The 26409-nt window shown below is 62.0% G+C and carries 27 protein-coding genes; 13 read left to right on the top strand and 14 right to left on the bottom strand.

Features of this window, described 5'->3' with window-relative positions; all coding sequences use genetic code 11:
* Positions 1-15: 15 nt before the first annotated feature.
* From B9Z34_RS08390 to crcB, 5 genes are all read left to right on the top strand, one after another.
* Positions 16-990: a TRAP transporter substrate-binding protein gene (locus tag B9Z34_RS08390; protein WP_108427672.1), complete on the top strand. Its 975-nt coding sequence runs from the start codon at positions 16-18 to the stop codon at positions 988-990.
* Positions 991-994: 4 nt separating this feature from the next.
* Positions 995-1504 carry a TRAP transporter small permease gene (locus B9Z34_RS08385; protein WP_108427671.1) on the top strand — a complete coding sequence of 170 codons (510 nt, stop codon included), beginning with the start codon at positions 995-997 and terminating at the stop codon, positions 1502-1504.
* Between the two features lie 6 nt (positions 1505-1510).
* On the top strand, positions 1511-2812 hold the full coding sequence (locus B9Z34_RS08380) for a TRAP transporter large permease (protein ID WP_108427670.1): 1302 nt from the start codon (positions 1511-1513) through the stop codon (positions 2810-2812).
* A 79-nt stretch (positions 2813-2891) separates the two neighbouring features.
* On the top strand, positions 2892-3896 hold the full coding sequence (locus tag B9Z34_RS08375) for a recombination-associated protein RdgC (RefSeq protein ID WP_255417452.1): 1005 nt from the start codon (positions 2892-2894) through the stop codon (positions 3894-3896).
* Between the two features lie 34 nt (positions 3897-3930).
* Complete coding sequence (gene crcB, locus B9Z34_RS08370) at positions 3931-4320, top strand: fluoride efflux transporter CrcB (RefSeq protein ID WP_108427669.1); 390 nt, start codon at positions 3931-3933, stop codon at positions 4318-4320.
* 4 nt (positions 4321-4324) lie between these two features.
* Here crcB and B9Z34_RS08365 read toward each other — a convergent pair whose 3' ends face one another.
* The 5 genes from B9Z34_RS08365 to B9Z34_RS08345 form a co-directional block, all read right to left on the bottom strand.
* On the bottom strand, positions 4325-4624 hold the full coding sequence (locus B9Z34_RS08365; protein ID WP_108427668.1) for a hypothetical protein: 300 nt from the start codon (positions 4622-4624) through the stop codon (positions 4325-4327).
* An 8-nt stretch (positions 4625-4632) separates the two neighbouring features.
* Positions 4633-4887, bottom strand: coding sequence for a MoaD/ThiS family protein (locus tag B9Z34_RS08360; RefSeq protein ID WP_108427667.1), 255 nt, complete (start codon positions 4885-4887; stop codon positions 4633-4635).
* A 30-nt stretch (positions 4888-4917) separates the two neighbouring features.
* On the bottom strand, positions 4918-6258 hold the full coding sequence (locus B9Z34_RS08355; protein WP_108427666.1) for an NAD(P)/FAD-dependent oxidoreductase: 1341 nt from the start codon (positions 6256-6258) through the stop codon (positions 4918-4920).
* 112 nt (positions 6259-6370) lie between these two features.
* Positions 6371-8218, bottom strand: a complete 1848-nt coding sequence (locus tag B9Z34_RS08350; RefSeq protein WP_108427665.1) for an aldehyde ferredoxin oxidoreductase family protein — start codon at positions 8216-8218, stop codon at positions 6371-6373.
* A 25-nt stretch (positions 8219-8243) separates the two neighbouring features.
* On the bottom strand, positions 8244-8720 hold the full coding sequence (locus B9Z34_RS08345) for a 4Fe-4S dicluster domain-containing protein (protein WP_108427664.1): 477 nt from the start codon (positions 8718-8720) through the stop codon (positions 8244-8246).
* A gap of 159 nt (positions 8721-8879) precedes the next feature.
* Between B9Z34_RS08345 and B9Z34_RS08340 the strand changes: the two genes are divergently transcribed.
* A complete protein-coding gene (locus tag B9Z34_RS08340) occupies positions 8880-9998 on the top strand; it encodes a helix-turn-helix domain-containing protein (RefSeq protein WP_369907627.1) in 1119 nt (372 codons plus the stop codon).
* Here B9Z34_RS08340 and B9Z34_RS08335 read toward each other — a convergent pair whose 3' ends face one another.
* From B9Z34_RS08335 to B9Z34_RS08325, 3 genes are read right to left on the bottom strand one after another with little or no spacing between them, the layout of a single operon-like run.
* Positions 9999-10796, bottom strand: coding sequence for a substrate-binding domain-containing protein (locus B9Z34_RS08335; RefSeq protein ID WP_369907628.1), 798 nt, complete (start codon positions 10794-10796; stop codon positions 9999-10001).
* A 14-nt stretch (positions 10797-10810) separates the two neighbouring features.
* Complete coding sequence (locus tag B9Z34_RS08330) at positions 10811-11533, bottom strand: ATP-binding cassette domain-containing protein (protein ID WP_108427661.1); 723 nt, start codon at positions 11531-11533, stop codon at positions 10811-10813.
* Positions 11530-12273 (bottom strand): ABC transporter permease, encoded by a 744-nt coding sequence (locus B9Z34_RS08325; protein ID WP_108427660.1) that lies wholly within the window; start codon positions 12271-12273, stop codon positions 11530-11532. Before B9Z34_RS08325 ends, B9Z34_RS08330 begins: the two co-directional genes overlap by 4 nt.
* Before the next feature lie 97 nt (positions 12274-12370).
* On the opposite strand from B9Z34_RS08325, the gene B9Z34_RS08320 reads away from it, so the two are divergent.
* The 3 genes from B9Z34_RS08320 to B9Z34_RS08310 all read left to right on the top strand — a co-directional run bounded on the left by B9Z34_RS08320 (position 12371) and on the right by B9Z34_RS08310 (position 15997).
* A complete protein-coding gene (locus B9Z34_RS08320) occupies positions 12371-13459 on the top strand; it encodes a substrate-binding domain-containing protein (protein WP_369907626.1) in 1089 nt (362 codons plus the stop codon).
* A 148-nt stretch (positions 13460-13607) separates the two neighbouring features.
* A complete protein-coding gene (locus B9Z34_RS08315) occupies positions 13608-14198 on the top strand; it encodes a TRAP transporter small permease subunit (protein WP_108427658.1) in 591 nt (196 codons plus the stop codon).
* Complete coding sequence (locus tag B9Z34_RS08310) at positions 14198-15997, top strand: TRAP transporter large permease subunit (protein WP_108427657.1); 1800 nt, start codon at positions 14198-14200, stop codon at positions 15995-15997. The genes B9Z34_RS08315 and B9Z34_RS08310 overlap by 1 nt, the downstream gene beginning before the upstream one ends.
* A gap of 179 nt (positions 15998-16176) precedes the next feature.
* On the opposite strand, the gene B9Z34_RS08305 is transcribed toward B9Z34_RS08310, so the two are convergent.
* The 4 genes from B9Z34_RS08305 to B9Z34_RS08290 form a co-directional block, all read right to left on the bottom strand.
* Positions 16177-17256 (bottom strand): TRAP transporter substrate-binding protein, encoded by a 1080-nt coding sequence (locus B9Z34_RS08305; RefSeq protein ID WP_108427656.1) that lies wholly within the window; start codon positions 17254-17256, stop codon positions 16177-16179.
* 186 nt (positions 17257-17442) lie between these two features.
* Positions 17443-19293, bottom strand: a complete 1851-nt coding sequence (dxs, locus tag B9Z34_RS08300; RefSeq protein ID WP_108427655.1) for a 1-deoxy-D-xylulose-5-phosphate synthase — start codon at positions 19291-19293, stop codon at positions 17443-17445.
* Position 19294: 1 nt separating this feature from the next.
* On the bottom strand, positions 19295-20197 hold the full coding sequence (locus B9Z34_RS08295; protein WP_108427654.1) for a polyprenyl synthetase family protein: 903 nt from the start codon (positions 20195-20197) through the stop codon (positions 19295-19297).
* The gene (locus B9Z34_RS08290) at positions 20194-20448 is read right to left on the bottom strand and encodes an exodeoxyribonuclease VII small subunit (protein WP_108427653.1); all 255 of its coding nucleotides are present in this window, start codon (positions 20446-20448) and stop codon (positions 20194-20196) included. Before B9Z34_RS08290 ends, B9Z34_RS08295 begins: the two co-directional genes overlap by 4 nt.
* 255 nt (positions 20449-20703) lie before the next feature.
* On the opposite strand from B9Z34_RS08290, the gene B9Z34_RS08285 reads away from it, so the two are divergent.
* From B9Z34_RS08285 to B9Z34_RS08275, 3 genes are read left to right on the top strand one after another with little or no spacing between them, the layout of a single operon-like run.
* Positions 20704-21831 carry an aromatic ring-hydroxylating dioxygenase subunit alpha gene (locus B9Z34_RS08285; RefSeq protein WP_108427652.1) on the top strand — a complete coding sequence of 376 codons (1128 nt, stop codon included), beginning with the start codon at positions 20704-20706 and terminating at the stop codon, positions 21829-21831.
* 11 nt (positions 21832-21842) lie between these two features.
* Positions 21843-22730 (top strand): DMT family transporter, encoded by an 888-nt coding sequence (locus B9Z34_RS08280; protein ID WP_108427651.1) that lies wholly within the window; start codon positions 21843-21845, stop codon positions 22728-22730.
* A gap of 15 nt (positions 22731-22745) precedes the next feature.
* On the top strand, positions 22746-23606 hold the full coding sequence (locus B9Z34_RS08275) for a sulfurtransferase (protein ID WP_108427650.1): 861 nt from the start codon (positions 22746-22748) through the stop codon (positions 23604-23606).
* A 12-nt stretch (positions 23607-23618) separates the two neighbouring features.
* Here the strand turns inward: B9Z34_RS08275 and B9Z34_RS08270 are convergent, their stop codons facing one another.
* A complete protein-coding gene (locus B9Z34_RS08270; protein WP_108427649.1) occupies positions 23619-24455 on the bottom strand; it encodes a ZIP family metal transporter in 837 nt (278 codons plus the stop codon).
* Positions 24456-24551: 96 nt separating this feature from the next.
* On the bottom strand, positions 24552-25412 hold the full coding sequence (locus B9Z34_RS08265) for a dienelactone hydrolase family protein (RefSeq protein WP_108427774.1): 861 nt from the start codon (positions 25410-25412) through the stop codon (positions 24552-24554).
* A gap of 125 nt (positions 25413-25537) precedes the next feature.
* Between B9Z34_RS08265 and B9Z34_RS08260 the strand changes: the two genes are divergently transcribed.
* The gene (locus B9Z34_RS08260; RefSeq protein ID WP_108427648.1) at positions 25538-26185 is read left to right on the top strand and encodes a glutathione S-transferase; all 648 of its coding nucleotides are present in this window, start codon (positions 25538-25540) and stop codon (positions 26183-26185) included.
* Positions 26186-26409: the final 224 nt, after the last annotated feature.

The following is a 26409-nucleotide window of genomic DNA, read 5'->3' as shown; positions in this document are numbered from 1 at the left end:
TTCACAGGAGTTTTCATGCAACGTCGTGCCCTTCACCTCAGCCTGTTGGCTGGCTTGCTCGCTGTTTCCAGTTTTGTTTCGGCCCAAACCAAGTGGGACCTGCCCGCCGCCTACCCGGCCACCAACTTCCACTCGGTCAACATGACCCAGTTTGCGGCCGACGTGGACAAGGCCACCGCAGGCAAGCTGAAAATCACGGTGCATGCCAACGCCTCGCTGTTCAAGGCCCCGGAAATCAAGCGTGCCGTACAAGGCGGTCAAGCCCAGCTGGGTGAGATTTTGCTGGTCAACTTCCAGAACGAATGGCAACCCTTTGGCGTGGACGGCCTGCCCTTTTTGGCCGACAGCTACGACGAGTCCATGAAGCTCTACAAAGCCCAAAAGCCGCTGCTGGAAAAAAAGCTCGCCGAGCAAGGCATGATGCTCCTGTACTCGGTGGCTTGGCCTCCACAAGGCATTTTCAGCAAAAAACCGATCAACAGTGCGGCTGACCTCAAAGGCATCAAGTGGCGTGCGTACAGCCCCACCACCGCAAAGATCGCTGAACTGGTCGGTGCCCAACCTGTGACCGTGCAGGCTGCCGAGTTTTCGCAAGCCCTGGCCACAGGTGTGGTCGAATCGACCATGACCTCGGGTGCCACGGGCGTGGACAGCAAGCTGTACGAACATCTGAAGTACTACTACGACGTCCAGGCCTGGCTGCCCAAAAACGCGGTGATTGCCAACAAGAAGGCCTTCGACGCGCTGGACAAAGCCACACAAGACGCCCTGCTCAAGGCCGCAGCCGATGCCGAAGCACGGGGCTGGGCCGAGTCACGCAAAGTGAACACCACGACCCTGGAAACCCTCAAGGCCAACGGGATGACCATCGCTCCGCCTTCGGCTCAGCTCAAAGCTGACATGAAGAAGGTGGGCGACACCATCATGAAAGAATGGCTGGAGAAATCGGGCGCCGAGGGCAAGGCCATTGTGGACGCCTTCAAGCGCTGAGCCGATGCGCCGACTGTTGAACGCGATTTATGCCAGCACCGCCGCCCTGGCGGCGCTGTGCATGTGTGGCCTGCTGTTCATGGTGCTGCTGTCGATCTTGAGCCGGCAGCTCCATTTCCATGTGCCCGGCACCGATGCCTATGCGGGTTACCTCATGGCCGGGGCGGGCTTTTTGGCACTGGCCCACACCTTGAAGCGGGGTGAACACATCCGCGTGACCTTGGTGCTGGGCTTGTTCAAAGGCACGGCCCGTCGCGCCATGGAAGTGTTCAGCCTGTCGCTGGCCAGCTTGCTGGCTTGTTTGTTCGCCTTCTACAGCTGCCGCCTGGTGTGGCAATCCCTCGAGTTTCACGACATCTCCACGGGCAACGACGCCACGCCCTTGTGGATTCCGCAGCTGGCCATGGCATTGGGTACGGTGATTTTTGCACTGGCCTTTGTCGATGAACTGGTGCTGGAAATCCGGGGCCAACGTGCCGCCACTGACAGCGGCGAGATGCTGCGCAACGAATGAGCTGCCATGAATGACTTGATGATCACAGGGCTGCTGGTCCTGACCTTGTTTTTAATTTTGGGCAGCGGTGTGTGGATTGGCCTCACGCTTTCGGGTGTGGCTTGGGTGGGCATGCAAATGTTTTCCGCCAGGCCCGCTGGAGACGCCATGGCGGTCACCATCTGGGGCTCGGCCTCAAGCTGGACGCTCACGGCCCTGCCCCTGTTCATCTGGATGGGCGAAATTTTGTTTCGCACCCGCCTGAGTCAAGACATGTTCAAGGGCCTGGCCCCTTGGATGCAGGCCCTGCCCGGGCGCTTGCTGCACACCAATGTGGTGGGCTGCGCCATCTTTGCGGCCGTGTCCGGCTCAAGCGCCGCCACCTGCGCCACGATCGGCAAGATGACCTTGCCCGAGCTGCAAAAACGCGGTTACCCTGAAAACATGGTGATTGGCACCCTGTCCGGCTCGGGCACACTGGGCCTCTTGATTCCGCCGTCCATCATCATGATCGTGTACGGCGTGGCGGCCGATGTGTCGATTGCCCAGCTCTTCATCGCCGGGGTCCTGCCTGGCTTGTTGCTGGCCGGGCTGTTTTCGGGCTACATCATCTATTGGTCACTGCGGCACCCGGACCAGATCCCGCCGCGTGACGCGCCGATGAGTTTCATGCAAAAACTGCAGGCATCGAGCAGCCTGATCCCCGTGGTCTTGCTGATTGCAGCGGTATTGGGCTCGATCTACACCGGCTTGGCCACCGCCACCGAGGCAGCGGCGGTGGGTGTGGTCGGTGCCTTGGTCTTGTCTGCACTGCAAGGCTCCATGAGCTGGTCCGTGTTCAAAGACGCCCTGATGGGGGCCACACGGCTGTACTGCATGATCGCGCTGATTTTGGCGGGGGCTGCATTTTTGACCTTGTCGATGGGCTACATCGGCTTGCCGCGCCATTTGGCCGAATGGATTGGCGGCCTGGGCCTCAGCCCCTTCGCACTCATCATGGCCTTGATGGTGTTTTTCATCATCCTGGGCTGCTTTTTGGACGGCATCTCGATGGTGGTGCTGACCATGGGCGTGCTCATGCCCACGGTCCAAAAAGCGGGCATCGACCCGATCTGGTTTGGCATCTTCATCGTGTTTGTGGTCGAGATGGCGCAGATCACGCCGCCCGTGGGCTTCAACCTGTTTGTGCTGCAAGGCATGACGGGCAAGCAACTGCCCTACATCGCCCGCGTGTCCATGCCCATGTTCTTCCTGATGGCGGGCGCAGTGATGCTGATCTATTTTGTACCCGGCATCGTGACCTGGCTGCCCACACAGATGAAACTTTGAGTTTGGAGTCGGGTTCATCCTCTATGATTCAACCCGTCCCCAGAGGACGGGTTGTTCATTTGGGACGAGAAGGAATGCTGTGTTCAAGAATGTGATGGTTTACCGCATCGGCGAGGGCTTTGCGCCCACACTGGCCGATGTGCAGGCGGCGCTGGAGCCGGTGCAGTTTGTGGAGTGTGGCGCCAGCCAGGAAAAATCGATTGGCTGGGTGCCCCCTCGGGGTGAGGCGCACGGCCCACTGGTCGAATCCGTAGCAGGCCAGTGGATCATGAAACTCATGATCGAGTCCAAGGCGGTGCCCGGCAATGTGGTGCGCCGCAAAGTCGACGAACGCATCGCCGAAATCGAAGCGGCTACGGGCCGTAAACCTGGCAAAAAAGAAAAGCGCGACCTGATGGACGACGTGCTGCTGTCGCTGCTACCGCAGGCTTTTGCGCGTCAGTCCACCGTGCTGGTGTGGATGGACCTAGAAAATCGCTGTCTGGTGCTCAACGCTGGCAGCCAGGGCAAGGCCGACGAAGTCATGTCGGCGCTGATGAACGTGATGAGCGGTCTGTCGGTGTCATTGATCCAGACCGTGACCTCGCCGCAAGCGGCCATGACACAGTGGCTGCTGGCCCCAACACCCGACGAATGGCCGTCCGATTTGACGGTGGAGCGCGAGACCGTGCTCAAGTCCACAGGCGAAGACGCCGCCAGCGTGCGCTTCACCCGCCACCACCTGGCCAACGACGATGTGCGCAAGCATGTGCTGGAAGGCAAGCTGCCCACCCAACTGGCGCTCAGCTGGGACGGCCGCGTCGCCTTTGTGCTGACCGACACCCTGCAGCTGAAAAAAGTGCAGTTCCTCGACGGCGTGATGGACGAATCGGGCACCGACAAAAACGAAGACCGCTTTGACGCCGACGCGGCCTTGTCCACCGGTTTGCTCGGGCCGCTGATCGACAGCCTGATCGAAGCCCTGGGCGGCGAGATGGAACTGGGCGCAGAGGCGGCCGACCAGGCCATGCCGAACCCCACGCGCACCGTGTTGAATTCGACCGTGGCAACGGCTGCAGCCAGCGACGAAGACCCGCCGTTTTAAGACACCTCAACTAACCGCATAAAGGAGCCACCCCATGCTCACGGTGATCGCGATCTGCCTGGGTGCCTGTGTGGGGGCGCTGTCGCGCTGGCAACTGGGTCTCTGGCTCAACCCCAGCAGTGCCGCAGCGGGTCTGCTGCCTTGGGGCACGCTGGCGGCCAACCTGATCGGCGGCTACTTGGTGGGCGTGTGCGTGGGCGTATTCCAGCAGCTACCCGAGTTGGACCCCATTTGGCGGTTGGCACTGGTCACCGGTTTTCTGGGGGCGCTGACCACGTTTTCCAGCTTCTCGGCCGAAGTGGTGGCCATGCTGCAGCAAGGGCGCTTGGCGTTGGCACTCGGCACAGCATCGCTGCACCTGTTCGGTTCGCTCGCCCTCACGCTGCTGGGCCTCAGGACGGTGGAACTCTTCTGGGTACGGTGACGGGTCAACCGCCCCCGCGCTGCATGTACAAGTCAAAGCGCTTCATGAAGACATAGCGCTGATCAGCATCCAAACCTTCAAACTCAAAATTCACCCGCAGCACCGGCATCCGCATCAGCGCGATCACGCGGGGCGGCATGACTTGCCAGCGCAGATGCAAGCGGCCTGGGCCAATGGTGGCCACAGCGGTGCTGGCGGTGCGCTGCCAAGGGCAGTCGCCCACGGCAGCGGGCAGCCAGCCCAGCCACTCGGCCTCGGTGCAGCCCATGTCGCGCTGAAATTGCTCGGCGTAGCTCGATTGCATGCGCGGCTTCAGCCCCCCGCCACAGGTGGCCAGATGGCCAACACATCGCCTTCGGTCAAAGTGGTGGTGCCCCGGTCTTCGGGCGCGATGTATTTGCCGTTCACCAGCACCAGGTGCACCAGCTTGGGCGGCATGCCATAGGGCTCGATGATCTGGCTGATGCTGGCATCCTGCGCAACATCCAGCGTGACCTGGTTGCTGCGCCGGGCTTCGGCAGGCAAATAATCGGTCAGCGTGGCAAACAGTTTGAAAGTGATGTTCATGCGCAGATTGTGACCTCAGTGGCCATCACCTCATCGGCGACGGGCATCGGCCGCCCCGCTCCAGCGGCCTTGTCCTTGTGCGCAGTCCAGGTAGGCATCCATCAGCTTCGTGGGGTCCTGCATCAACCGATCTTTCCAGTCACCCAAGTGGATTTGGCCTTCGACCAGACCACGCATCACGCCCACGTGCTCGGTCCAGCCCACGCTGTTGCAACCCACCATCACATCGTCCTTGAACTGCAGGCTCAAGTGCCGTCCGGCCGCCTTGTCGGTCAACACGGCCGACTGGCCACCGGCCACGCCTTCCCAATTGCCAAAGCTGGTCGAGATCAAACCCAGGGTGTCGAGCACGTTGATTTGCGTGACGCCTTTGAGCTCTGTCTTTTGACCCAGCATGTTGAGCGCAGCCACGCGGGCCTGTTCGGCCGCGTTGGGCTGGATGGCGCTCACGATGGTTTTGCCGCTGACCAGGTCAAAGGCTTCGGCGCAGTCGCCCGCGGCGTAAATGCCGGGCACATTGGTTTGCAGGTGCTGGTCCGTCAAGACGCCTTGCAGGCAAGTGATCCCGCTGCCTTCCAAGAAGCCGATGGCCGGGCGCACGCCCGTGGCGCTGATGACCAGATCGGCCTCGACGGTCTGGCCGTTGGACAGGCGCACCCGCAATGCACCAGAGGCATCGTCAGAGGACATGCCCACCGCTGCCGCCAGTTTGCCCAGCAAGCCTTTTTCTGCACCCGACTCGATCGCCTCCACCTTGGTGCCGGTGAACACCTGCACGCCCTTGGCCTCGCACCAGTCGCGGATCATGCTGCCCGCCACCGGACCCATCATTCGCGGCACCATGCGGTCGCCCATCTCCACCACGCTGAGCTTCACACCGCGTACGGCTAGCGCTTCCATGATGATGCAGCCGATGAAGCCCGCACCCATTTGCAAGACACGGGCACCGGGCCTGGCCAGCGCCTGAATGGCCCGGGCGTCTTCCAGCGTCCAGCAGGGGTGCACCCCGGGCAAGTCCATGCCCGCAATGGGGGGGCGCACCGGGTGCGAGCCGGTGGCGATCAAGAGCTTGTCAAAACTGATCGACTGCCCGTTGTCCAGTTGCACCGTTTTGCCCGCCGCGTCCACACGCGTTACCTTGGCCTTGATCTGGATGATGCGCAAATCATCAAAGTGCGTGGCGCTCTTGCGCAGGTAGGTGCCGCGTTCGTCGATGTTGCCGATCAAGAGGTAAGGGATGGCCATGCGCGAGTAAGGCGCATCGGGCTCATCGCCCACCAGGGTGATGGTGTCGTTCGGGGCGTGCTTGCGCAGGGTCTCGGCGGCGATGACGCCGGCAGGGCCTGCGCCCAAGATGACGTGGTGGGTCATGAGTCGGACTCCAGAAACAAAGAGCGGCCCTCAGGCCGCTTGGACACCTGCAAAAGCAAGCCCCTGCTGCGAAAGCTTCGCGAACAGGGGATTGCTCCCACAGGGACTTGGCTCACAGGCCCAAACGCGCCTTGGTCTCGGCAGTGGGGCGGCCTTCGCTGTCCCAGCCGCGTGCGGCGTAGTACTTGGGCAGCATCTCGGGCAGCATGCTCACCTTGCCTTTGGACGGACCGGTTTTGGCGGCTTCGGTCATGAGGCGCTTGGGCAGGTTGTCATCGGCCTTGGTGAAGCCAGCGGCGTTGTTGAACTCGCGCTCCATGTTCCAGATGCGCTCGCCGATTTTTTCCAGCTCTTCGGTGGTGTAGGCGTCGTCGCACGCGGCTTGCAGTTGCGGGGCCAAATCGGCCACACCCCAAGCAAAGGTGGTGAACACGCACAGACCCGATGAGTCAAAAGCGGCGGTCGCGTCCTGGAAAGCCTTGACCAGCTCAGGCTTGCCTTCGTGTTCCAGTGGGTCGGTCTTGACCGGGATACCCAGCACTTCAGACGCGATGGTGTAGCCGCGCAGGTGGCAAGCACCGCGGTTGGAAGTGGCATATGCCAAGCCAATGCCCTGGATCGAGCGGCCGTCATAGGCGGGGAATTCCTGGCCCTTGACGCTCATGGACAAATCGGGGTGGCCGTACTTGGCCGTCAGGCGCTTGGAGCCTTGGCCGATCTCGACACCGAAGCCTTCACCCTTGGCCGTGATTTCGGCAAAGTGCGCCAGCGCTTGGGCCGAGCCGAATTTGGCGTCGATGCCCAGCTGCTCTTTGGTCAAGACACCCATCTCGTAGAGCTCCATGACCGCGCCCACGGTGGCGCCAAAGCTGATGGGGTCAAAGCCCTCTTCGTTGCACAACAGGTTCGCGTACTGCAAAGCTTCGAGGTCGTTCACGCCGTTGGCCGCGCCCAGCGCCCAGGCCGCTTCGTATTCCAGGCCGCCGTTGGCACCCCAGTATTGCGGCTTGTTCTGCACGGTGAAGTGGCCTTCGTCCATCTTGCTGATGCGACCACAAGCGATGGTGCAGCCGAAGCAGGCCTGGTTGGTCACCAGGTGCTTCTTGCCGTCGGTCTCGCGCGGCGTGGCCATGGCTTCGGCGGAGATGTCTTTCGCACCCTCGAACTGCACGTCGCGGTGGTTACGGGTGGGCAAAGCGCCCATCTCGTTGATCACGTTCATCAGAACCTGAGTGCCGTAAGCTGGCAGCCCCTGACCGGTGACGGCATTTTCAGCGAGGATTTTCTTCTTCTCGAAGGTCACCTTCATGAAAGCCTTGGGGTCGCGGATATTGCCCACGCCCTTGGTGCCGCGCACGGCAATGGCCTTGAGGTTCTTGCTGCCCATGACGGCCCCCACGCCCGAGCGGCCCGCCGCACGGTGCAGGTCGTTCACCACAGCGGCGTAAAGGACCTTGTTCTCACCGGCCTTGCCGATGCTCGAGACACGCAGCAGCGGATCTTGCAAGCTGGTCTTGAGGATTTCCTCGGTTTTCCAGACGCTCTGGCCCCACAGGTGACCCGCATCACGCAGCTCGGCCACATCGTCGTTGATGTAGAGGTACACCGGCTTGGCCGATGCGCCTTCAAAAATGATCATGTCCCAACCGGCCATCTTCAGCTCGGCACCCCAATAGCCGCCCGAGTTGGAGCAAGCAATCGCCCCGGTGAGCGGGCCTTTGGTGATGACGGTGTAGCGGCCACCGGTGGAGGCCATGGTGCCGGTCAGTGGGCCAGTGGCCCAGATGATTTTGTTGTCGGCCGACAGCGGGTCGACTTTGGGGTCGACTTCGTTGATCAGGTATTTGCTGCCCAGACCGCGCGAACCGATGTAGGCACGCGCCCATTCCATGTTCAGCGGTTCGGATTTGACGGTGCCAGCCGTGAGGTTGACGCGGAGAATTTTTCCAGCCCAAGACATGTTGAAGCTCCTTATGGGTGGTGAATTAAGCGGCAGAGGGCTGATTGCCCAACTTGTCGGCCCACTGCTTCATCTTGTCGATGCCGGTCCAGTTGGCGTCCACGAAGGTGATGGCGCCGGTGGGGCAAGCCTCGACGCAAGCCGGGTCGCCACCGCACAGGTCGCACTTTTGCACCTTGCCGGTCTCTTGCACATAGTTGATGGTGCCGAATGGGCAGGCGATGGTGCAGACCTTGCAGCCCACGCAAGTGGACTCGTTGACCACTTTGGCGCCGGTGGCTTTGTCCACGGTGATGGCTTCCACAGGGCAGGCATGCAGGCACCAGGCTTCGTCGCACTGGGTGCAGGTGTAGGGCACTTTTTTACCGGTGTGATGGAAGTCGAACACCTTGATGCGCGATTTGGAAGTGGCGTAGCTGCCGTAGTTCTCGAAAGAACAGGCCATTTCGCACTGCAAGCAGCCGGTACATTTGTCCGGGTTGATGTGCAGGACTTTCTGCATGTGGATCTCCTGTGGTGTGGCGAACTGGTCAAGCCCGCACTTATGAATCAGAATGCATAGCCATTGTTGGCGCATGCCCTTGCAAACCGATGCGGATTAACCCTAGGTTTGGCAGGGTCGTGGTAAAAATTCTCAGCTTGATACACACCTGACATGTCCATGACCTCACTTTCCAGTGACCGCCTCGACCGCATCGCACATGCACGCCAAGGGGTTTTTCAGGGACGCACCGAGGCCCAGGGTGCGGGTGTTTCACCCTGGATCGCCCAATCGTGGCAGCGCTGTCTGGGCATGGGCCTGCAGCCGGGGCAGCCCGTGGCCTTTGAGGCCATCTCGGCCCAGCATATGCGACGCGTGCAAGAGGCCAGCCGCCCCTTGGTGCAGGCGGCCCAGCCGGTGCTGGCCGAGCTGGCCCGGGCCATTGCCGACATCCGCTATTTCGCCATCCTGACCAATGCCGAGGGCATCGTGGTGGACGTGCACGGCCCGGTAGACCGGCAAGACCGCCGCGCCGAGGTGATCGCCCGGGTGGGGGTGGATTTGTCCGAAAAAGCCGTGGGCACCACCGCCATCAGCGCCGCCTTGACCGAGTTGCAGCCGGTCTGGCTGCACCGGGGCGAGCACTTTTTTCAGGACACCAGTGTCTACAGTTGCGCGGGTGCACCCGTGTTCGGGCCCGATGGCCTGTGCGCAGGCATGCTCGATCTGACGGGGATCGAAACCGCCGAGCGCCCGGCCCTGAAGCACCTGGTGCGCCGCTCGGCCCGCAGCATCGAAAACAGCTGGCTGCTATCCAACGCGCACGCCTTGGTCTTGCGCCTGAACTGGCCTGGCAACCAGCCCGGAGACGACAGCGACGGCCTTCTGACCCTGGACACCGACGGCCACATCGTGGGGGCCAACCCCACCGCTCGGCAAATGCTGTCCTTGTCACCCGCTGCGCACGGTCAGGCCCTGCACGCCAGCGACGTGTTTGCCTCGCCTTGGGAAAACCTGTTCGATGCCGCCAACCGCGAGGACCGCGCCCTAGAGCTTCCACTGTGGTCAGGCCTGCGTTTGCAAACGCAGGCCATGCGCCCTGGGGCGTCGGCCCAGAACTCCAAACACCATGGGCGCACGCATCGGACGGGCCCTGCGGCCAAGCCACTCAAGGATGTGCAGACCGACATGATCCGCGAGGCGGTGAATCAGGCGCGTGGCAATGTGGCCGAAGCCGCCCGAGCCCTGGGCATCAGCCGTGCCACGGTCTACCGCAAACTGGGCACACCCAAAACCTGATCACTTGCCCGCGTTCGGGAAGAACAGCTGCTCGCCCCCAATTTTGTAATCGGCGATTGTGGTCTGACCAGCAGGCGAGACGATCCAGTCGACAAACTTCTGCGCATCGGCCTGTTTGACGTGCGCATGCTTGGCCGGGTTGACCACCATCACGCCGTATTGGTTGAACAGGCGCTGATCACCCTCCACCAAAATGGCCAGGTCGGCACGGTTCTTGAAGTTGAGCCAGGTAGCGCGATCGGCCAGCACATAGGCACCTGACGACGCCGCTATGTTCAAAGCCGGGCCCATGCCACAGCCGCACTCTTTGTAGCCACTGCCTTTTTTGTCGCTCAGGTTGACCAGCTTCCAGAAACGCAATTCGGCGGCATGGGTGCCGCTTTTGTCACCGCGTGACACAAAGGCCGCGTTGCCCGCCGACAACTTGGCCAAAGCCGCCACGATGTCCTTGCCTTTGGTCGCAGCCGGATCGGCCTTGGGGCCGATCAACACAAAGTCGTTGTACATCACGGGCAGGCGCTTGAGGCCAAAGCCGTCAGCGACAAACTTTTCTTCGGCCACCTGGTCGTGCACAAAGACCACGTCGGCGTCACCGCGCCGCGCCATGTCCAGCGCCTGGCCTGTGCCCAGCGCCACCACTTTCACGTCCAGCCCGCTGGCCTTTTTAAAGGCAGGCAACAAATGCGCAAACAGGCCCGACTGCTCGGTGGAGGTGGTAGACGACATCACGATGGACTGGGCTTGCGCCCACACCGAGGTGGTGGCCAAAACCGCACACACCAAGGCGCGACGGGTCATAGAAGATGGGAAGGTCATGAAAGTTCTCCTTGAACAAAAGCATGGGCTGCCGGGCTGCATGGCGCCAGTACATCAGGGTTGAAAAAATCGGCCGTGGGCAGGTCGGCCAACACGCGGCCGCCCTCCAGGTAAACAACACGGGTGGCCAGGCGCTTGACCTGCCCCAGGTTGTGGCTGGCCCAGATCAGGGTCAAAGGTCGCTCCTGGCCCATCGCAAAATCGGCCATCAAGTCCTCGACCTCTCGTTTGGCATGCGGGTCCAGGCTGGCCGTGGGTTCGTCCAGCAGCAGCACATCGGGCTGTCGCGCCCAAGCGCGGGCCAAGGCCAAGCGCTGCTGCTGCCCGCCCGACAACTGGCGACCGTTCTGCTTTGCCACAGACTGCATGCCCACACGCTGCAAAGCCTGCAGCGCCAGCGCTTGGGCAGCGGCCCAACTCAGGCCTCGGGTGCGGTCCAGCCACAAGCCCAGCGCCACATTGTTCAAGGCCGACAGACGCAGCAAATGCGGCCTTTGGAACAGCATGGCCTGACGAACACCCGGCGCTTGTTGAAGCTGGCCTTGCGTAGGCGGCACCAGGCCATGCAAGGTGCGCAGCAAAGTGCTCTTGCCCGAGCCGTTGGCCCCCACCAGCGCCACGCGCTCGCCCGCCTCAATGCGCAAGCTCACACCCGTCAAGGCCATTTGCGCGCCCAGGCGCACGCTCACCGCTTGCAGGCTGATCTGCGCAATGGTCATGGCTGCACTCCCAGCGCGCTGTACACATGCACAGGTCGGACATGACGCCGCTCACCCCACAGGCGCAGCACCGCCACCAGGGCGTTGAGCAGCAACACCACCGCCAGCAAGACCATGCCCAGCCCCAGCGCCAGCGGCAAATCGCCCTTGCTGGTCTCCAAAGCGATGGCGGTCGTCATGACGCGGGTGAAGCCATCGATGTTGCCGCCCACGATCATCACCGCGCCCACCTCCGAGATGGCGCGGCCAAAAGCGGTCACGCCAATGGTCAACAAAGCCAGCCGCTCGTCCCAGGCCAGCAGCAAGCTGCGCACCCAAGGCCCTGCGCCCAGCGAGGCCCACTGCTCGCCGTGCTGACGCTCCACGTCTTCGACCAACTGGCGCGTCAGCGCGGCCACCACCGGCACCACCAAAATGAACTGGGCCAGCACCATGGCCTGAAAACTGAACATCCAGCCCAAAAAACCCAAAGGCCCGGTGCGCGACAGCAGCAAATACACTACCAGACCCACCACCACCGAGGGCAGCGCCAGCAAGGTGTTCAAGCCGACCAGCACCGCGCCGCGCCCGGCAAAACGCGACACGGCCAGCCAGGCGCCCAGCGCGACACCCGCGCCATAGGCCAGCAGGCAGGCGGTGGCGCTGACGGCCAGAGACCGGGAAACGACCACCCACAAGGCGGGATCGAAAGAAGTGACGAGGTTCAGCGCCGTCAGGGCGCTGTCGGTAAAAGTGCTCATGAAGCGCCAGATGGTAAGGGCCGTTTGATCGCATGCGCATAAGGGATGTCCGTTATGAAATGCCGTGCATAGGTCGCTCTTGGTGCACACTTGCGTGGTGCCTCATATACACCTTTCATACCAATGGTCACCCGATGGGGCCGACCGTACCGCCGACACTTCGCCGCTGCAACACCCGCTCATGAACTTGCTGCAAGCGGTGCGCAGCAGCGGCTCCATCGCCATGGCCGCCAAAGCATTGGGCCTGTCTTACCGTCATGTATGGGGGGAGCTCAAACGCTGGGAAGGCGTGCTGGGCCAAGACCTGATCGTCTGGGAAAAAGGGCAAGCCGCCCGCCTGACAGAGCTGGCCAACAAGCTGCTGTGGGCCGAACGTCAAGCACAGGCGCGGCTGGCCCCGCAGATCAGCACACTGCAGGCGGAGCTGGAAAAAACCTTTGCCCTCGCCTTTGACCCAGACAGCCAGGTGCTGGCCCTTTACGCCAGCCATGACGATGCACTGGTACAGCTGCGCGAACGCGCGGCCAGCCAACGCCTGCACCTGGACATCCGGTTTTGCGGCAGTGTGGATGCGATTCGGGCCTTGAACGAGGGCCGGTGCACCGTCGCCGGCTTCCATGCCCCCATCCAGCCGAGCGCTGACTCCCTGATGGCCCGCACCTTGGCACCCCTGATGCAGACCGGGCGACACAAACTCATCAGCTTTGCCGTGCGCAGCCAGGGCCTCATGGTGCGCCCTGGCAACCCCCTGCAGCTAACCCGTTGGGATGACCTGCTGCGCACAGGTCTGCGCTTTGTTAACCGCAGTCTGGGCACAGGCACCCGGTTGTTGCTGGATGACTGGTTACAAAGCAAGGGCACAGCACCCGAGCAGGTGCCGGGCTACACCCGGGAAGAAAGTTCGCATGCTGCTGTAGCAGCCGCCATTGCCGCCGGACAGGCCGACACAGGTCTGGGCATCGAAGCAGCCGCAAGGGCCCAAGGTTTGGACTTCGTTCCCCTGTTGACCGAGCGCTACTGGCTGGTTTGTCTGCGTGACGCTTTGCCGACCGATCCGGTTAAGCAACTCATGGCCCTGTTGTCCAGCCAAGGCTGGCAAACTCAGCTCAATACCCTGGCGGGTTATCAGGTACCCAGCGACACAGGTCAGGTGCAGTCTCTCAAGGCGAGCCTGCCTTGGTGGTGAGCGCCAGCAAAAACCCCCGAGGGGTGGCTTCAGCCGCCTATCCCGTGTGGGCTTTTTGAAAAAACATCAAGCCCTTGCAAGGCAAATACGACGCGGACGCGGTCTTTGTCCCACGTACAATCGCCGGTCTTGATTGAGGAAAACCCTTATGAATGCCCTTTTGCAATGGTCCCGCTGGGTGGATGCGCTCAACCGCGCCATCGGGAAAATCACGATCTGGTTGGTCCTGATCACCACCTTGATCAGCGCAGGCAACGCCATCGTGCGCAAAATTTTTGACAGCAGCTCCAACGCCTTGCTGGAAATCCAGTGGTACCTGTTTGCCGCTGTGTTTCTGCTCGGCGCCGGTTATGGCTTGCTGAACAACGCGCACGTCCGGATTGATTTTCTGGCCAGCCGCCTGAGTGCACGCACCCGCAACTGGATCGACGTGGGCGGCATTGTGCTGGCCTTGATCCCGTTTTGCGTGCTCAGCATCGCCTTGTCATGGCCCATGTTCATGCAGGCTTTTGTCTCGGGCGAGATGTCATCCAACGCGGGGGGCTTGATTCGCTGGCCCGTGTATTTGCTGATCCCCGTCGGTTTTGCCCTGCTGTTGCTGCAAAGCCTGTCTGAGTTGGTCAAGCGTCTGGCTTTTTTGCGTGGTCAGGGCCCGGACACCCTGGCCCACGAAGACAGCCAGAGCGACGATGAAAAACGTGCTGCCGAACTGCAGCAAGAAATCCAGGGAGCCCGTTGATGGAAGCCTCTTTTCTGGTGCAAAACTTTGTACCCCTCATGTTTGCGGGTCTGCTGGCCTTTTTGATCACCGGCTTTCCGGTGGCGTTTGCCCTGGCCGCATGCGGTCTCGGGTTTGGCTTCATCGGCATGGAGGCGGGTCTCTTTCCAGCCACCATGTTCCAGGCCCTGCCCCTGCGCATCTTCGGCATCATGCAAAACGACACCTTGCTGGCCATTCCCTTCTTCACCTTCATGGGCATCTTGCTGGAACGCTCGGGCATGGCTGAAGACCTGTTGGAAACCGTAGGTCAGGTGTTCGGCCCTGTGCGCGGGGGCTTGGCCATCGCGGTGATTTTGGTGGGCGCCCTGCTGGCCGCCACCACGGGCGTGGTGGCTGCAGCCGTCATTTCGATGGGCCTGATCTCGCTGCCCATCATGCTGCGCTACGGCTACAGCCGGGTGATCGCCACTGGCGTGATCACCGCTTCGGGTACTTTGGCGCAAGCCATTCCGCCCTCACTGGTGCTGATCGTTCTGGCCGACCAGCTGGGCCGCTCGGTGGGCGACATGTACGCCGGTGCCTTGTTGCCGGGTTTGTTGCTGGTGGGTTTGTACATCCTGTTCATTGTGGCCGTGGCCATCTTCAAGCCGGCCATGGTGCCCGCCTTGCCAGCTGAAGCACGCATTTACCGCGAAAGCAATGGTCAGTCGGGTCACAAGTCGCTGATCGCTTTGCTGGTGGTCGCCACCGCGGTGGGCGTGGCCTGGGCCCAAGCGCACGACGCGCTGCTGCGCGACTGGCTGGAGCGCTCCATGCCAGCCCCTGGCGATGAGGTGGTCATCCTGTCCATGACCATCGCGTCCTTGGTTGCCCTGAGCCTGTCAGTGATCAACCGGGTCACCCGCCTAGGCCTGCTGTCGCGCCTGGCCGAGCAGGTCACCTTTGTGCTCATGCCGCCGCTGATCCTGATCTTCCTGGTGCTGGGCACCATCTTCCTGGGCGTGGCCACGCCGACCGAAGGTGGCGCCATGGGTGCGGTGGGCGCTTTGGTGCTGGCCGGTTTCAAGGGCAAGCTGAACCTGAACCTGACGCGTCAGGCCCTGGAGAGCACGGCCAAACTGTCCACCTTTGTGCTGTTCATCCTGATTGGCTCCACGGTGTTCAGTTTCACCTTCAACGCGGCCGATGGGCACATCTGGGTCGAACACCTGTTCGAAAACATCCCCGGTGGCGCCTTGGGCTTTTTGATCGTGGTGAACCTGCTGATCTTCGTGTTGGGCATGTTCATCGACTTCTTCGAGATCGCCTTCATCGTGGTCCCGCTGCTGGCCCCGGCGGCCGCCAAGATCCTGCCCGAATTGGTGCCCGGCATGACGTCTGACCAGGCCCTGATCTGGTTCGGCGTGATGGTGGCCATGAACCTGCAGACCTCTTTCCTCACACCGCCCTTCGGTTTTGCTCTGTTCTACCTGCGCAGTGTGGCCGCTCGCAACGACTACACCGACCGCGTCACTGGCCAGAACATTCCGAGTGTGAAAACGACCGAGATCTACAAAGGCTCCATCGCGTTCATCGCGCTGCAGTTGCTCATGGTGACGGCGATCATCGCCTTCCCGTCGATGGTGACCGGCTCGCTGACCAACACAACGGCCGTGGATCTGGACAGCGTGACGCTCGAAGCTTCGGATTCGGCCTTTGATGACCCTGACAGCGAAGAAGCCGACAAGGCCGGCACCGACCTCCAAGCCGATGGGTCCAAGGACGAAGCGGCTGAAGACGATCCGATGAAAGACATGCCGGGTGCCGCCAAGCGCTGAACACCTGATTCATCCCAATCCAAGCCCATCTGTTTTCAGATGGGCTTTTTTTTGCCTGTTATTCGGCGCGGCTGCTGACCCATCTGAAGGCATGCTGATGTACTGCCCATAAAAAAACCCGCTGGGCGCAAGCGCAGCGGGTGGGTCGACGAACCGGGCGCGCAGGCCCGGTATCGGCTTCAGAGTTTTTGCGACTGCATGAAGTTGTCGAAACGGGCTTCGCCGAAACGGAACCACCAGTTGGAGTCGGCACGGAACTTGGCGTAGTCGGTGTAGATCTTCTTCCAGTTAGGGTTCTTGGCGCTCAATTCAGAGTACAGCTCTTCCGAGTGCTTGAAAGCCACGTCCATCATGTTCTTGGGGAAAGCCAGGACCTTGGTTTTCTGAGCCGCCAACTGACGCAGGGCGCCTGGGTTGCTGGCGTCGTAACGGGCCTGGATGATGGTGTGGGCGTAGGTCGTGGCAGCATCGACAATGGCCTTGTTCTCTGGGGACAATGCGTCGTAGGCCTTCTGGTTGACGTACAAGGACAGCTGAGGACCACCTTCCCACCAGCCGGGGTAGTAGTAGAAGGGCGCCACTTTGTTCAGGCCCAACTTCAGGTCGTCGTGCGGGCTGATCCACTCGGCCGCGTCGATCGTGCCTTTTTCCAGCGACTGGTAAATCTCGCCAGCGGGAATGTTCTGGGGCACCACGCCCATGCGCTCAAGCACCTTGCCAGCGAAACCACCCACGCGGAACTTCAAGCCCTTGAGGTCTTCGACCTTCTTGATCTCTTTGCGGAACCAACCACCCATCTGGGTGCCGGTGTTGCCCATGGGGAAATTCACGACGTTGTACTTGGCGTAGTGCTCACGCAACAGCTTCATGCCGTTGCCTTCGTACATCCAGGCGGTCATCTGGCGGCTGTTCAGGCCAAAAGGCACAGCGCAATCGAGGGCGAAGGTTTCGTCCTTGCCGAAGAAGTAATAAGGCGCGGTGTGGGCGCATTCCACAGTACCGTTCTGCACGCCGTCCAACACGCCAAAAGCGGGCATCAACTCACCAGCTGGGTGGGTGGTGATCTCGAATTTGCCACCGCTCATCTCTTTCACTTTTTTGGCAAAAAGCTCGGCACCACCAAACAAGGTGTCCAAAGACTTGGGGAAGCTCGAAGCCAAGCGCCAGCGAATGGCGGCCTGGGCGTGAACAGCCGGAGCAACGCCTGCGGCCAAAACGCCCGCAATGCCTGCATTTTTCAGAATGGAACGACGATCCATGAATGGACTCCTTAAAAGATAAGAAACACACCCGGCGTGCCGGGCGCTGACAGTTGCGTCAATAGGTATTGTAAAAACCTACAGAAGGCTAAACGGGCCGGGTTTACCCTTCGATGCGAAATTGAAAAAATTTCACACCAGGCCCCTGGCAGACTCTGAAACGCCAGAAATTCAGACCGGACCTGCTCACAGATCGGGCCAGCGCTGACGAATGGACTTCTCCATGCCCGCCGCATCCAGTGCCTGCAGGGCCAGCAGTTTGGCCGGATCGCCGTGCTCAATGAATTCGTCGGGCAAGCCCAGATGCAACACAGGCCGGGTGACCTGCAAGGTCTGTAGGGCCTCGGCCACAGCGCTGCCTGCTCCGCCCATGGTGCAGCCCTCTTCCACCGTGACGATGCGCTCGTGGCTTTGGGCGATGTGGGCCAGCAAGTCGACATCGAGCGGTTTGACCCAGCGCATGTTGACCACGCTGGCGTTCAGCTTTTCAGCGGCCTGCAAAGCCGGGGCCAGCAAGGTGCCAAAGGCCAGAATGGCCACTTTTTCGCCCTGGCGGCGCACTTCGCCTTTGCCAAAGGGCAAGGTGTCCAGATCGCGCCCGGGCTCGGTGCCCACGCCTGCGCCGCGCGGGTAGCGCACCGCCACCGGGTGGTTCTGCGCGAAAGCGGTGCTCAGCAGCTGGCGGCACTCGCGCTCATCGGCCGGGCAGGCCAGGCTCATGTTGGGGATGCAGCGGATGTAGGCGATGTCGTAGGCCCCTGCATGGGTCGCGCCGTCGGCCCCCACCAGGCCTGCACGGTCGAGCGCAAACACCACCGGCAGGTTTTGCAGGGCCACATCGTGGATCAATTGGTCATAGCCGCGCTGCAAGAAAGTGGAGTAAATGGCCACCACGGGTTTCAGGCCTTCGCAGGCCATGCCAGCGGCAAAGGTCACGGCGTGCTGCTCGGCAATGCCCACGTCGTAATAGCGTTTGGGAAAGCGCTGGTGGAAAGCCACCATGCCCGAGCCCTCACGCATGGCAGGCGTGATGCCGACCAGGCGCATGTCTTTTTCGGCCATGTCGCACAACCACTGGCCAAACACCTGGGTGAAGGTGGTTTTGGCGGGCGTGGCCGCTGGCACCAAGCCCACGCTGGGGTCGAACTTGCCGGGGCCATGGTAGGCCACCGGGTCGGCTTCGGCCTTGTCGTAACCCTGGCCTTTTTTGGTGACCACATGCAAAAACTGCGGGCCGTCCAGGTGCTTGATGTTCTCGAGCGTCGGGATGAGCGACTCCAGGTCGTGCCCGTCGATCGGGCCGATGTAGTTGAAGCCGAATTTTTCGAACAGCGTGGCGGGCACCACCATGCCTTTGGCGTGTTCTTCCAGCCGCTTGGCCAGCTCGAACAAAGGCGGTGCATTTTTCAGCACATTCTTGGCCCCGGCCTTGGCCGCCGAATAAAAGCGCCCGCTCATGAGCTGGGCCAGGTAACGGTTGAGGGCCCCCACGGGTGGGCTGATCGACATGTCGTTGTCGTTCAGGATCACCAGCAGCTTGCACTCTTCGACGCCCGCGTTGTTCAGCGCCTCGAAAGCCATGCCGGCCGTCATGGCGCCATCGCCGATCACGGCGATGGAGTGGCGCGACTCGCCTTTTTGGCGGGCCGCCACGGCCATGCCCAGAGCCGCCGAAATGCTGGTGGACGAATGGGCCGTGCCAAAGGTGTCGTATTCGCTCTCGTCGCGGCGCGGAAAGCCTGATAAGCCGCCAAATTGGCGCAGCGTGGGCATGCGGTCGCGTCGCCCGGTGAGGATTTTGTGCGGGTAGGTCTGGTGGCCCACGTCCCAGACGATGCGGTCTTCCGGGGTGTTGAAGACGTAGTGCAAAGCCACGGTCAATTCCACCGTGCCCAGGTTCGAACTCAGGTGCCCACCCGTTTTAGAGACGTTGTCCAGCACGCAGTGGCGCAGTTCATCGGCCAATTGGGGCAAGTCAGAGCGCTGCAGGCGGCGCAAGTCAGCCGGGGAGTCGATGGTCTTGAGCAAATCGGTCATGTCAGTTGTTTCTTTCTACCACCATGGCGGTGAGCGCACGCAGCGCGGCCAAACGGGCCTCGGGCAAACCGGTGTCGGCCAGCGCCTGCATGGCTTGCTGGACCAGGGCATCGGCATAAGCCTTGGCCGCCTCCAGCCCCATCAGGGCCACATAAGTGGGTTTGTCGGCGGCTTCGTCCTTGCCCGCAGTTTTGCCCAGCGTGGCCGAGTCGGCCGTCACATCCAGCACATCGTCCACCACCTGAAAGGCCAGGCCCAGGGCCTCGCCAAAGCGCTGGAGCGCCGCCTGCACAGGGGCAGAAACGCCCGGCACACAGGCCGCGCCCATTTGCACGCTGCACAGCAGCAGTGCCCCGGTTTTGAGTCGGTGCATTTGGCGCAATTGGTCTTCAGTCAGGCGCTGGCCGACGCTGGCCAGGTCTATCGCCTGCCCCCCGGCCATGCCCTGGTAACCGGAAGCCCGGGCCAGCAAGCCCACACAGACGGCCTGCACCGCCGCAGGCACGCTGCCATCCAGAGGTGTCAAAAATTCAAAAGCCAGCGTCTGCAAGGCGTCGCCCGCCAGCAGGGCCTGGGCCTCGCCAAACTGCACATGCACCGTGGGTTTGCCGCGCCGCAGCACATCGTTGTCCATGCAGGGCATGTCGTCGTGCACCAGCGAATAAGCATGGATCAGCTCGATGGCGCAGGCGGCATTCAGCGCGGCCCGGTGGCTGGACGCATCGCCCACTGCCTCGGCCGTGGCCAGCACCAGCAAGGGGCGCAGGCGCTTGCCGCCGTCCAGCACCGCATAGCGCATGGCCTGGCCCAAAGCAGCAGGTGATTCGGCCGCGATACCGGCCGACAAAGCTTGTTCGATCCGATCGAGATGCGGCTGCATCCAGGCTTTCAAGTCCAGACTCATGCGCCGCTCCAGGGTTTGAGTTGCCCACCGTCCAGCACCTGGATCTGGTCTTCCACCGCCTTGAGCTTGTCACGGCAAAACGCCAGCAAAGCCGCGCCGCGCTGGTAGCCGGTCAGAAGCTGGTCCAAAGGCATCTGGCCCGATTCAAGCTGACCCACCAACGCTTCCAGCTCCGACAAAGCCGCTTCGTACGTGGCGGGCAGGGGCGCTACCGAGGTGTCTGTTGCGTCGGAGGGGGTGGCCTTGGGCATGCGGAGTTCCGAAGAAAAAACCCGATTTTAGGCCTTAAGCCTTGGCAAGACTGACACCGGGCAGCGTCAAGTCAGCAAGACGGAGATGCCCTGATTTTTGAACGGCTTGTGAAACAGCCCACGGCAAGGCCCACCCCCGGGGTAGAATCGCAGCTCATCGGCAGGGTTTCCCTGTCATTTTTTTGCGCGGTTTTCCTTGAATTCAGCGCTTTGTCCCTGCCCCTTCATAGGGGGAGTCTCTAGGTCAGGTCACCCATGTCTGATTTAAGTCTTCAACTGCAGCAGGCCGCAAGCCAACTACCAGTTTCCACTTATTTCGATGAAGCGCTGTTTCAGCGCGAATTGAACACGCTCTTCCGGCAAGGCCCCCGCTATGTGGGCCACCAGCTGGCGGTGCCCCACCCGGGCGACTATTACGCCCTGCCCCATGAGGCCGAAGGCCGCGCCTTGGTGCGCAATGCCCAAGGCGGCGTCGAACTCGTCTCCAACGTCTGCCGCCACCGCCAGGCCGTCATGCTGAACGGCCGGGGCAACCTGCAAACCCAGCAAAAGGGCAGCGCTGGCGGCAACATCGTCTGCCCGCTGCACCGCTGGACCTATTCGCCCAGCGGCGAGCTGCTGGGCGCACCCCACTTTGCGCACGACCCCTGCCTGAACCTGAACAACTACAAGTTGCAGGAATGGAACGGTCTGCTGTTCGAGGACAACGGCCGCGATATCGCCGCCGACCTCGCTGGCATGGGCCCCAGAGGGCAGCTGAACTTTGAAGGGTATGCCCTGGATCGGGTCGAGCTGCACGAATGCAACTACAACTGGAAGACCTTCATCGAGGTCTATCTGGAGGACTATCATGTCGGTCCCTTCCACCCGGGTCTGGGGCAATTTGTCACCTGTGACGACCTGAGCTGGGAGTTCAAGGAACACTATTCGGTGCAAACCGTGGGCGTGTCGGGCGGCTTTGGCAAACCCGGCTCGGACACCTACAAAAAGTGGCACGAGGTGTTGCTGAAGTACCGCAACGGCCAATTGCCCGAGCGCGGCGCGATCTGGCTGACCTATTACCCGCACATCATGGTCGAGTGGTACCCCCATGTGCTCACGGTGTCCACCCTGCACCCGATCAGCCCCAGCAAGACGCTGAACATGGTGGAGTTTTACTACCCCGAAGAAATCGTGGCCTTTGAGCGCGAGTTCGTTGAAGCCCAGCAGGCCGCCTACATGGAAACCTGCATCGAAGACGACGAGATTGCCGAGCGCATGGACGCGGGCCGCAAGGCCCTGCTGATGCGCGGCGACAACGAGGTCGGGCCCTACCAAAGCCCCATGGAAGACGGCATGCAGCACTTCCACGAGTGGTACCGACAACAAATGAAAACCCTCTGAAGCGCTCACGGATGCAAGCCTCCTGGATGATCCTGGCGTCGCTGTTTTTCGCGACGATGAGTGTTTGCATCAAATACGCCTCAGCGCACTTCCACACCTTTGAGCTGGTGTTTTACCGGGGTGTGATCGGCATTGTTTTCATGGCCGCCATTTGCCGCAGCCAGCGTGTGCCCTTGCGCACGCCCATTCCGCTCATGCACGTGTGGCGCTCGGTCATTGGCGTAGCTTCGCTGACGGCCTGGTTTTATGCCATTGCCCACTTGCCCCTGGCCACCGCCATGACGCTCAATTACATGAGCGGCGTGTGGGTGGCTGCCTTCTTGGTGGGCGGCACCTTGGTCATGGGCCGGGTGCAAGACATGACACGGCAAGGTCCGGTGGTGCTCACCGTGATCGCAGGCTTTACCGGTGTGGTCATGATCTTGCGGCCCACCATCGAGCAGAACCAGCTGTTTGCCGGGGTGATCGGTCTGCTTTCGGGCTTGGGTGCGGCGCTGGCCTACATCCAGGTGGCGGCGCTGGGCCGCATGGGCGAGCCCGAGGCCCGCACCGTGCTGTATTTCTCCATCGGCACCACCCTCACCGGGGCTGTGGCCATGCTCTTCGTCGGCCCCAGTGCCTGGGTCTGGCCGCAGGCCTGGTGGTTACTACCCATTGGCTTGCTCGCCGCCCTGGGTCAGCTGTGCATGACCAAGGCCTACAGCAGCGGTGCCACACTGGTGGTGGCCAATTTGCAATACTCGGGCATTGTGTTTGCCGCGTTGTATGGTCTGTTTTTGTTTGGCGACCAGATTCCCCTGATCGGCTGGGCGGGCATGGCCTTGATCATCGCCAGTGGCATCGCTGCCACCGCCTTGCGCAACCGCACCCTGCCCCGCGCCCCGGCCGAAGACCATTGAACGGAGACCTTTGCCATGTACAACTTGCTCATCACCGCCGCCCAATTGCAAGCCCTGCAGGCCCAGGGCACGCCCTGCGCCGTGCTGGACTGCAGCTTTGACCTGATGAAACCCGAGCTGGCCGATGGCTTTTTTGCCAGCGAACGCATCGCAGGCGCCCTGCCCGCCCACCTGGACAAGGACTTGAGCACACACCAACCGGGCCAGGCGGTCAACGGCGGGCGTCACCCCCTGCCGCAACGCGAGATCGTGGCGCAGTGGCTGGGCCATTTGGGCATTCACAACGGCATGCAGATCGTGGTGTATGACCGCAACAAAGGCCACTACTGCGGCCGCTTGTGGTGGATGCTCAAGTGGCTGGGACACGAGGCCGTGGCCGTGCTCGACGGCGGGCTGCAGGCCTGGCAGGACGCGGGCGGCGCCTTGGCCTCAGGGCCAGCTACACCCGTGTCGTCCCCTGCCCGTTTTGAGCTGAAAGCGCCGCTGCGCCAACTGGTGCTGACCGATACGGTCTCGGCCGCCCTGGGCCAAGCCACCCAGACCGTGGTCGATGCCCGCGCCGGGGCCCGATACCGGGGCGAGGTGGAGCCACTGGACCCGGTGGCGGGCCATATTCCGGGCGCTTTGAACCGCCCCTTCACCGAGAACTTCACCGAAGACGGCCGCTTCAAAAGTCCCGAGCAGCTGAAGGCGGAATGGCGCAAGGTACTGGCAGGCCGCCCGGCCAGCAGCGTGGTGCACCACTGCGGCAGCGGTGTGACTGCCGTGCCCAATCTGATCGCGATGGAATTGGCCGGTTTCGGCCCCACTGCCCTGTATGCGGGCAGCTGGAGCGAATGGTGCCGCACACCCGGGCTGCCCTGCGCCCAAGGCTGAGACAGCTGCGCTTCAGTGGTTGTGCCCAGCCACAGCGCTGACCAGCACCACCATGCCAATGCCCACGCCCAACCACAGGATCTGGGCGGCTGTTTCTTGCGCGGACAGGCGTTTTTGCAATTGGGGAATCAGGTCGGCCAGGGCCACATACACAAAGCTGCTGCTGGCCACCACCAGGAAAAACGGCAGCCAGTCGTGCAAGGCATCCACCAGCACATAACCCACGGCGCCGCCAAAGGCCGTGATGGCACCGGCCATGGACACCTTCACGATCGCGGCCTGGCGACTGCTGCTGCCCTGGCGCAACACCGCCAGATCGCCCATGTGGTGCGGCACTTCGTGCGCCAGCACGGCCAGCGCAGCAATCACCCCCAAACGCATGTCCGCCATGAAGGCCGAAGCGATCAGGATGCCGTCGCCAAAACAATGCACGCTGTCCCCCGCGAGCACCGCCCAGGCCCCTCGGGGTGGCTCGCCAGGGGTTGACTTGCCGTGAACATGCGCCTGGGCATGGGCAGGTTGGTGCGCATCGTGGTGATGGTCGTGGTGGTGACCATGCCCGTGATCATGGCCATGCTCGTGCCCGTGGTGCCAGAGTTCGGCTTTGTCGAGCAAAAAGAAAAACACCAAGCCCACCAACAAGGTCAAAAACAGCTCGTGTGCCCCGGCCTCGCTCTCGAAGGCTTCCGGCAACAAATGCAGGAACGATGTAGCCATCAAGGCCCCCGCCGCCAGGCTCAGCATGTGCTGGGTGTAGCGGCTCAAGATGCCAAAACTCAGCCAGGCCGCCACCCAGACGCTGCCAATGCCCGCCACCAAAGTCCCCACCAGAATCGCCAATAAAGTCATCTTGTTTCCCGGGACGTCATGCATCCCAAAACAAACCGCCCCGAAGGGCGGTTTTTAAAGTCCTCGCCCCGAAGGGCGGTTGTTGCACGCCAAAAATCAGGCCACCCCCTGGCGTTTGAGCCAGGCCAGCAAACGCTGCCAGCCGTCTTCTGCCGCCGCCTTGCGGTAGCTGGGGCGGTAGTCGGCATGGAAAGCGTGCGGGGCCTCAGGATAAACCACAAACTCGCTGGCTTTCGCTGCCGCGGGGCCTTGTGCGAGTTCGGCTTTCATCTTATCAACCGTGTCAAGGGGGATGCCGGTGTCGGCCGCGCCATACAAACCCAGCACCGGGGCCTTGAGCTGCCCCACCAGGGCTAAGGGGTGCGCAGGCGTTTGCGCTGTGGCGTTGCCCACCAGCCGGCCATACCAAGCCACGCCCGCCTTGATCTTGGGCTGGTGTGCGGCGTACAGCCAGGTGATGCGGCCGCCCCAGCAAAAGCCGGTGATGGCCAACTTATCGTTGTCACCCCCATTGGCGGCTGCCCAAGCCACGGCGGCGTCCAGGTCAGCCATCACTTGCGCATCCGGCACCTTGGAGATCACCTCGGCTTGCAGCTTGGGGATGTCACTGTAGCCCTTGGCGTCGCCCTGGCGGACGAACAGCTCGGGCGCGATCGCCAGATAACCGGCCTGAGCCAGGCGGCGGGTGACGTCGGCGATGTACTCGTGCACCCCGAAAATCTCGGAAATCACCAGCACCACCGGCAAACCGCTCTTGCCCGCAGGCGCACTGCGGTAAGCGGGCATCTTGAAACCGTTCACATCGATGGTCACCTCGCCCGAGACCAGGCCTGTGGCGGGAGTTTTGATGGCCGTTTGCGCCATGATCGGCAAAGCTGCTGCGGCGTACCCCACGCCCAAAGCGGCTTTCAAAGCACCGCGGCGTGTGGCACCCGAGGCACCGATGCGTCCACCCATCAGGGCTTGCGTGTCTTCAATCAGGTTGTGGTTCAAAGGAGTCTCCTGTGTCTTGCCGTAAAAGGGCTCACATCTTGGCACAGGCGCCGCAGGCCTGCACAGGGGCTGCGATTTACACTGCTGCCATGTCCGACACTTTGCCCGTTTTGTATTCGTTTCGCCGTTGCCCGTACGCCATGAGGACACGCTTGGCGCTTCACGCCAGCGGATTGGCGTACGAGCACCGCGAGGTGGTGCTGAAAAACAAACCGGCCCACATGCTGGCCTTGTCGCCCAAAGGCACGGTCCCGGTTTTGTGGCTGCGTGCTGCGGCAGGCGATCAGGTGCTGGAGCAAAGTCTGGATATCGTGCTGTGGGCCCTGCATCAGCACGACCCGTTGGCCTGGCTGCCCGGCACAGAAGCCGCCATGGCCGACGCTTTGGCACTGATCGGGCACAACGACGGCCCCTTCAAACAGCAGCTCGACCGCTACAAATACCCGAACCGATCAGGACTGGCCAGCGGCGTGGCCGGCCGCGATGCAGCCGCACTTTGGCTGCACACGCTCGATGCACGACTCCGTTCTCAGCCATTTCTGACAGGCGATCATTTCGGCCTGGCTGATGCCGCCATCGCCCCCTTTGTGCGTCAATACGCCCACACTGACCCGGTATGGTTCGCACAGCAGCCCTGGCTCGCATTGGCCGCATGGCTGAAGGCTTTTGAAGCCTCTGCGCTGTTTGAGGCCATCATGCACAAACACGCGCCATGGCAAGACGGGCAGGGTTCATGAAACAGGCAAAAACCGCCTGGAGATGGACGCCCGGTCGAGCCGGGTGTGACGCAGTAAGGTGAACCCCAAAGTTATTGTCATGCCCGCGAACGCGCATATGCGCTAACTTAATATCTTACGCAACGTTGCCCTCTGTGAGCGGCGTTTTCGGCTCGGTTCAGCCAAACGGTAGCGTAGGTCCTGCCATCGCCTGATCGCATCGGTCACCCGAAGATTAGGCGCGA

The organism is Limnohabitans sp. Hippo3, from assembly GCF_003063665.1.
Classification (GTDB): Bacteria; Pseudomonadota; Gammaproteobacteria; order Burkholderiales; family Burkholderiaceae_C; genus Limnohabitans_A.
The sequence above is the reverse complement of the archived record's forward strand: the minus strand, read 5'-3'. Positions and strand labels throughout refer to the sequence as shown.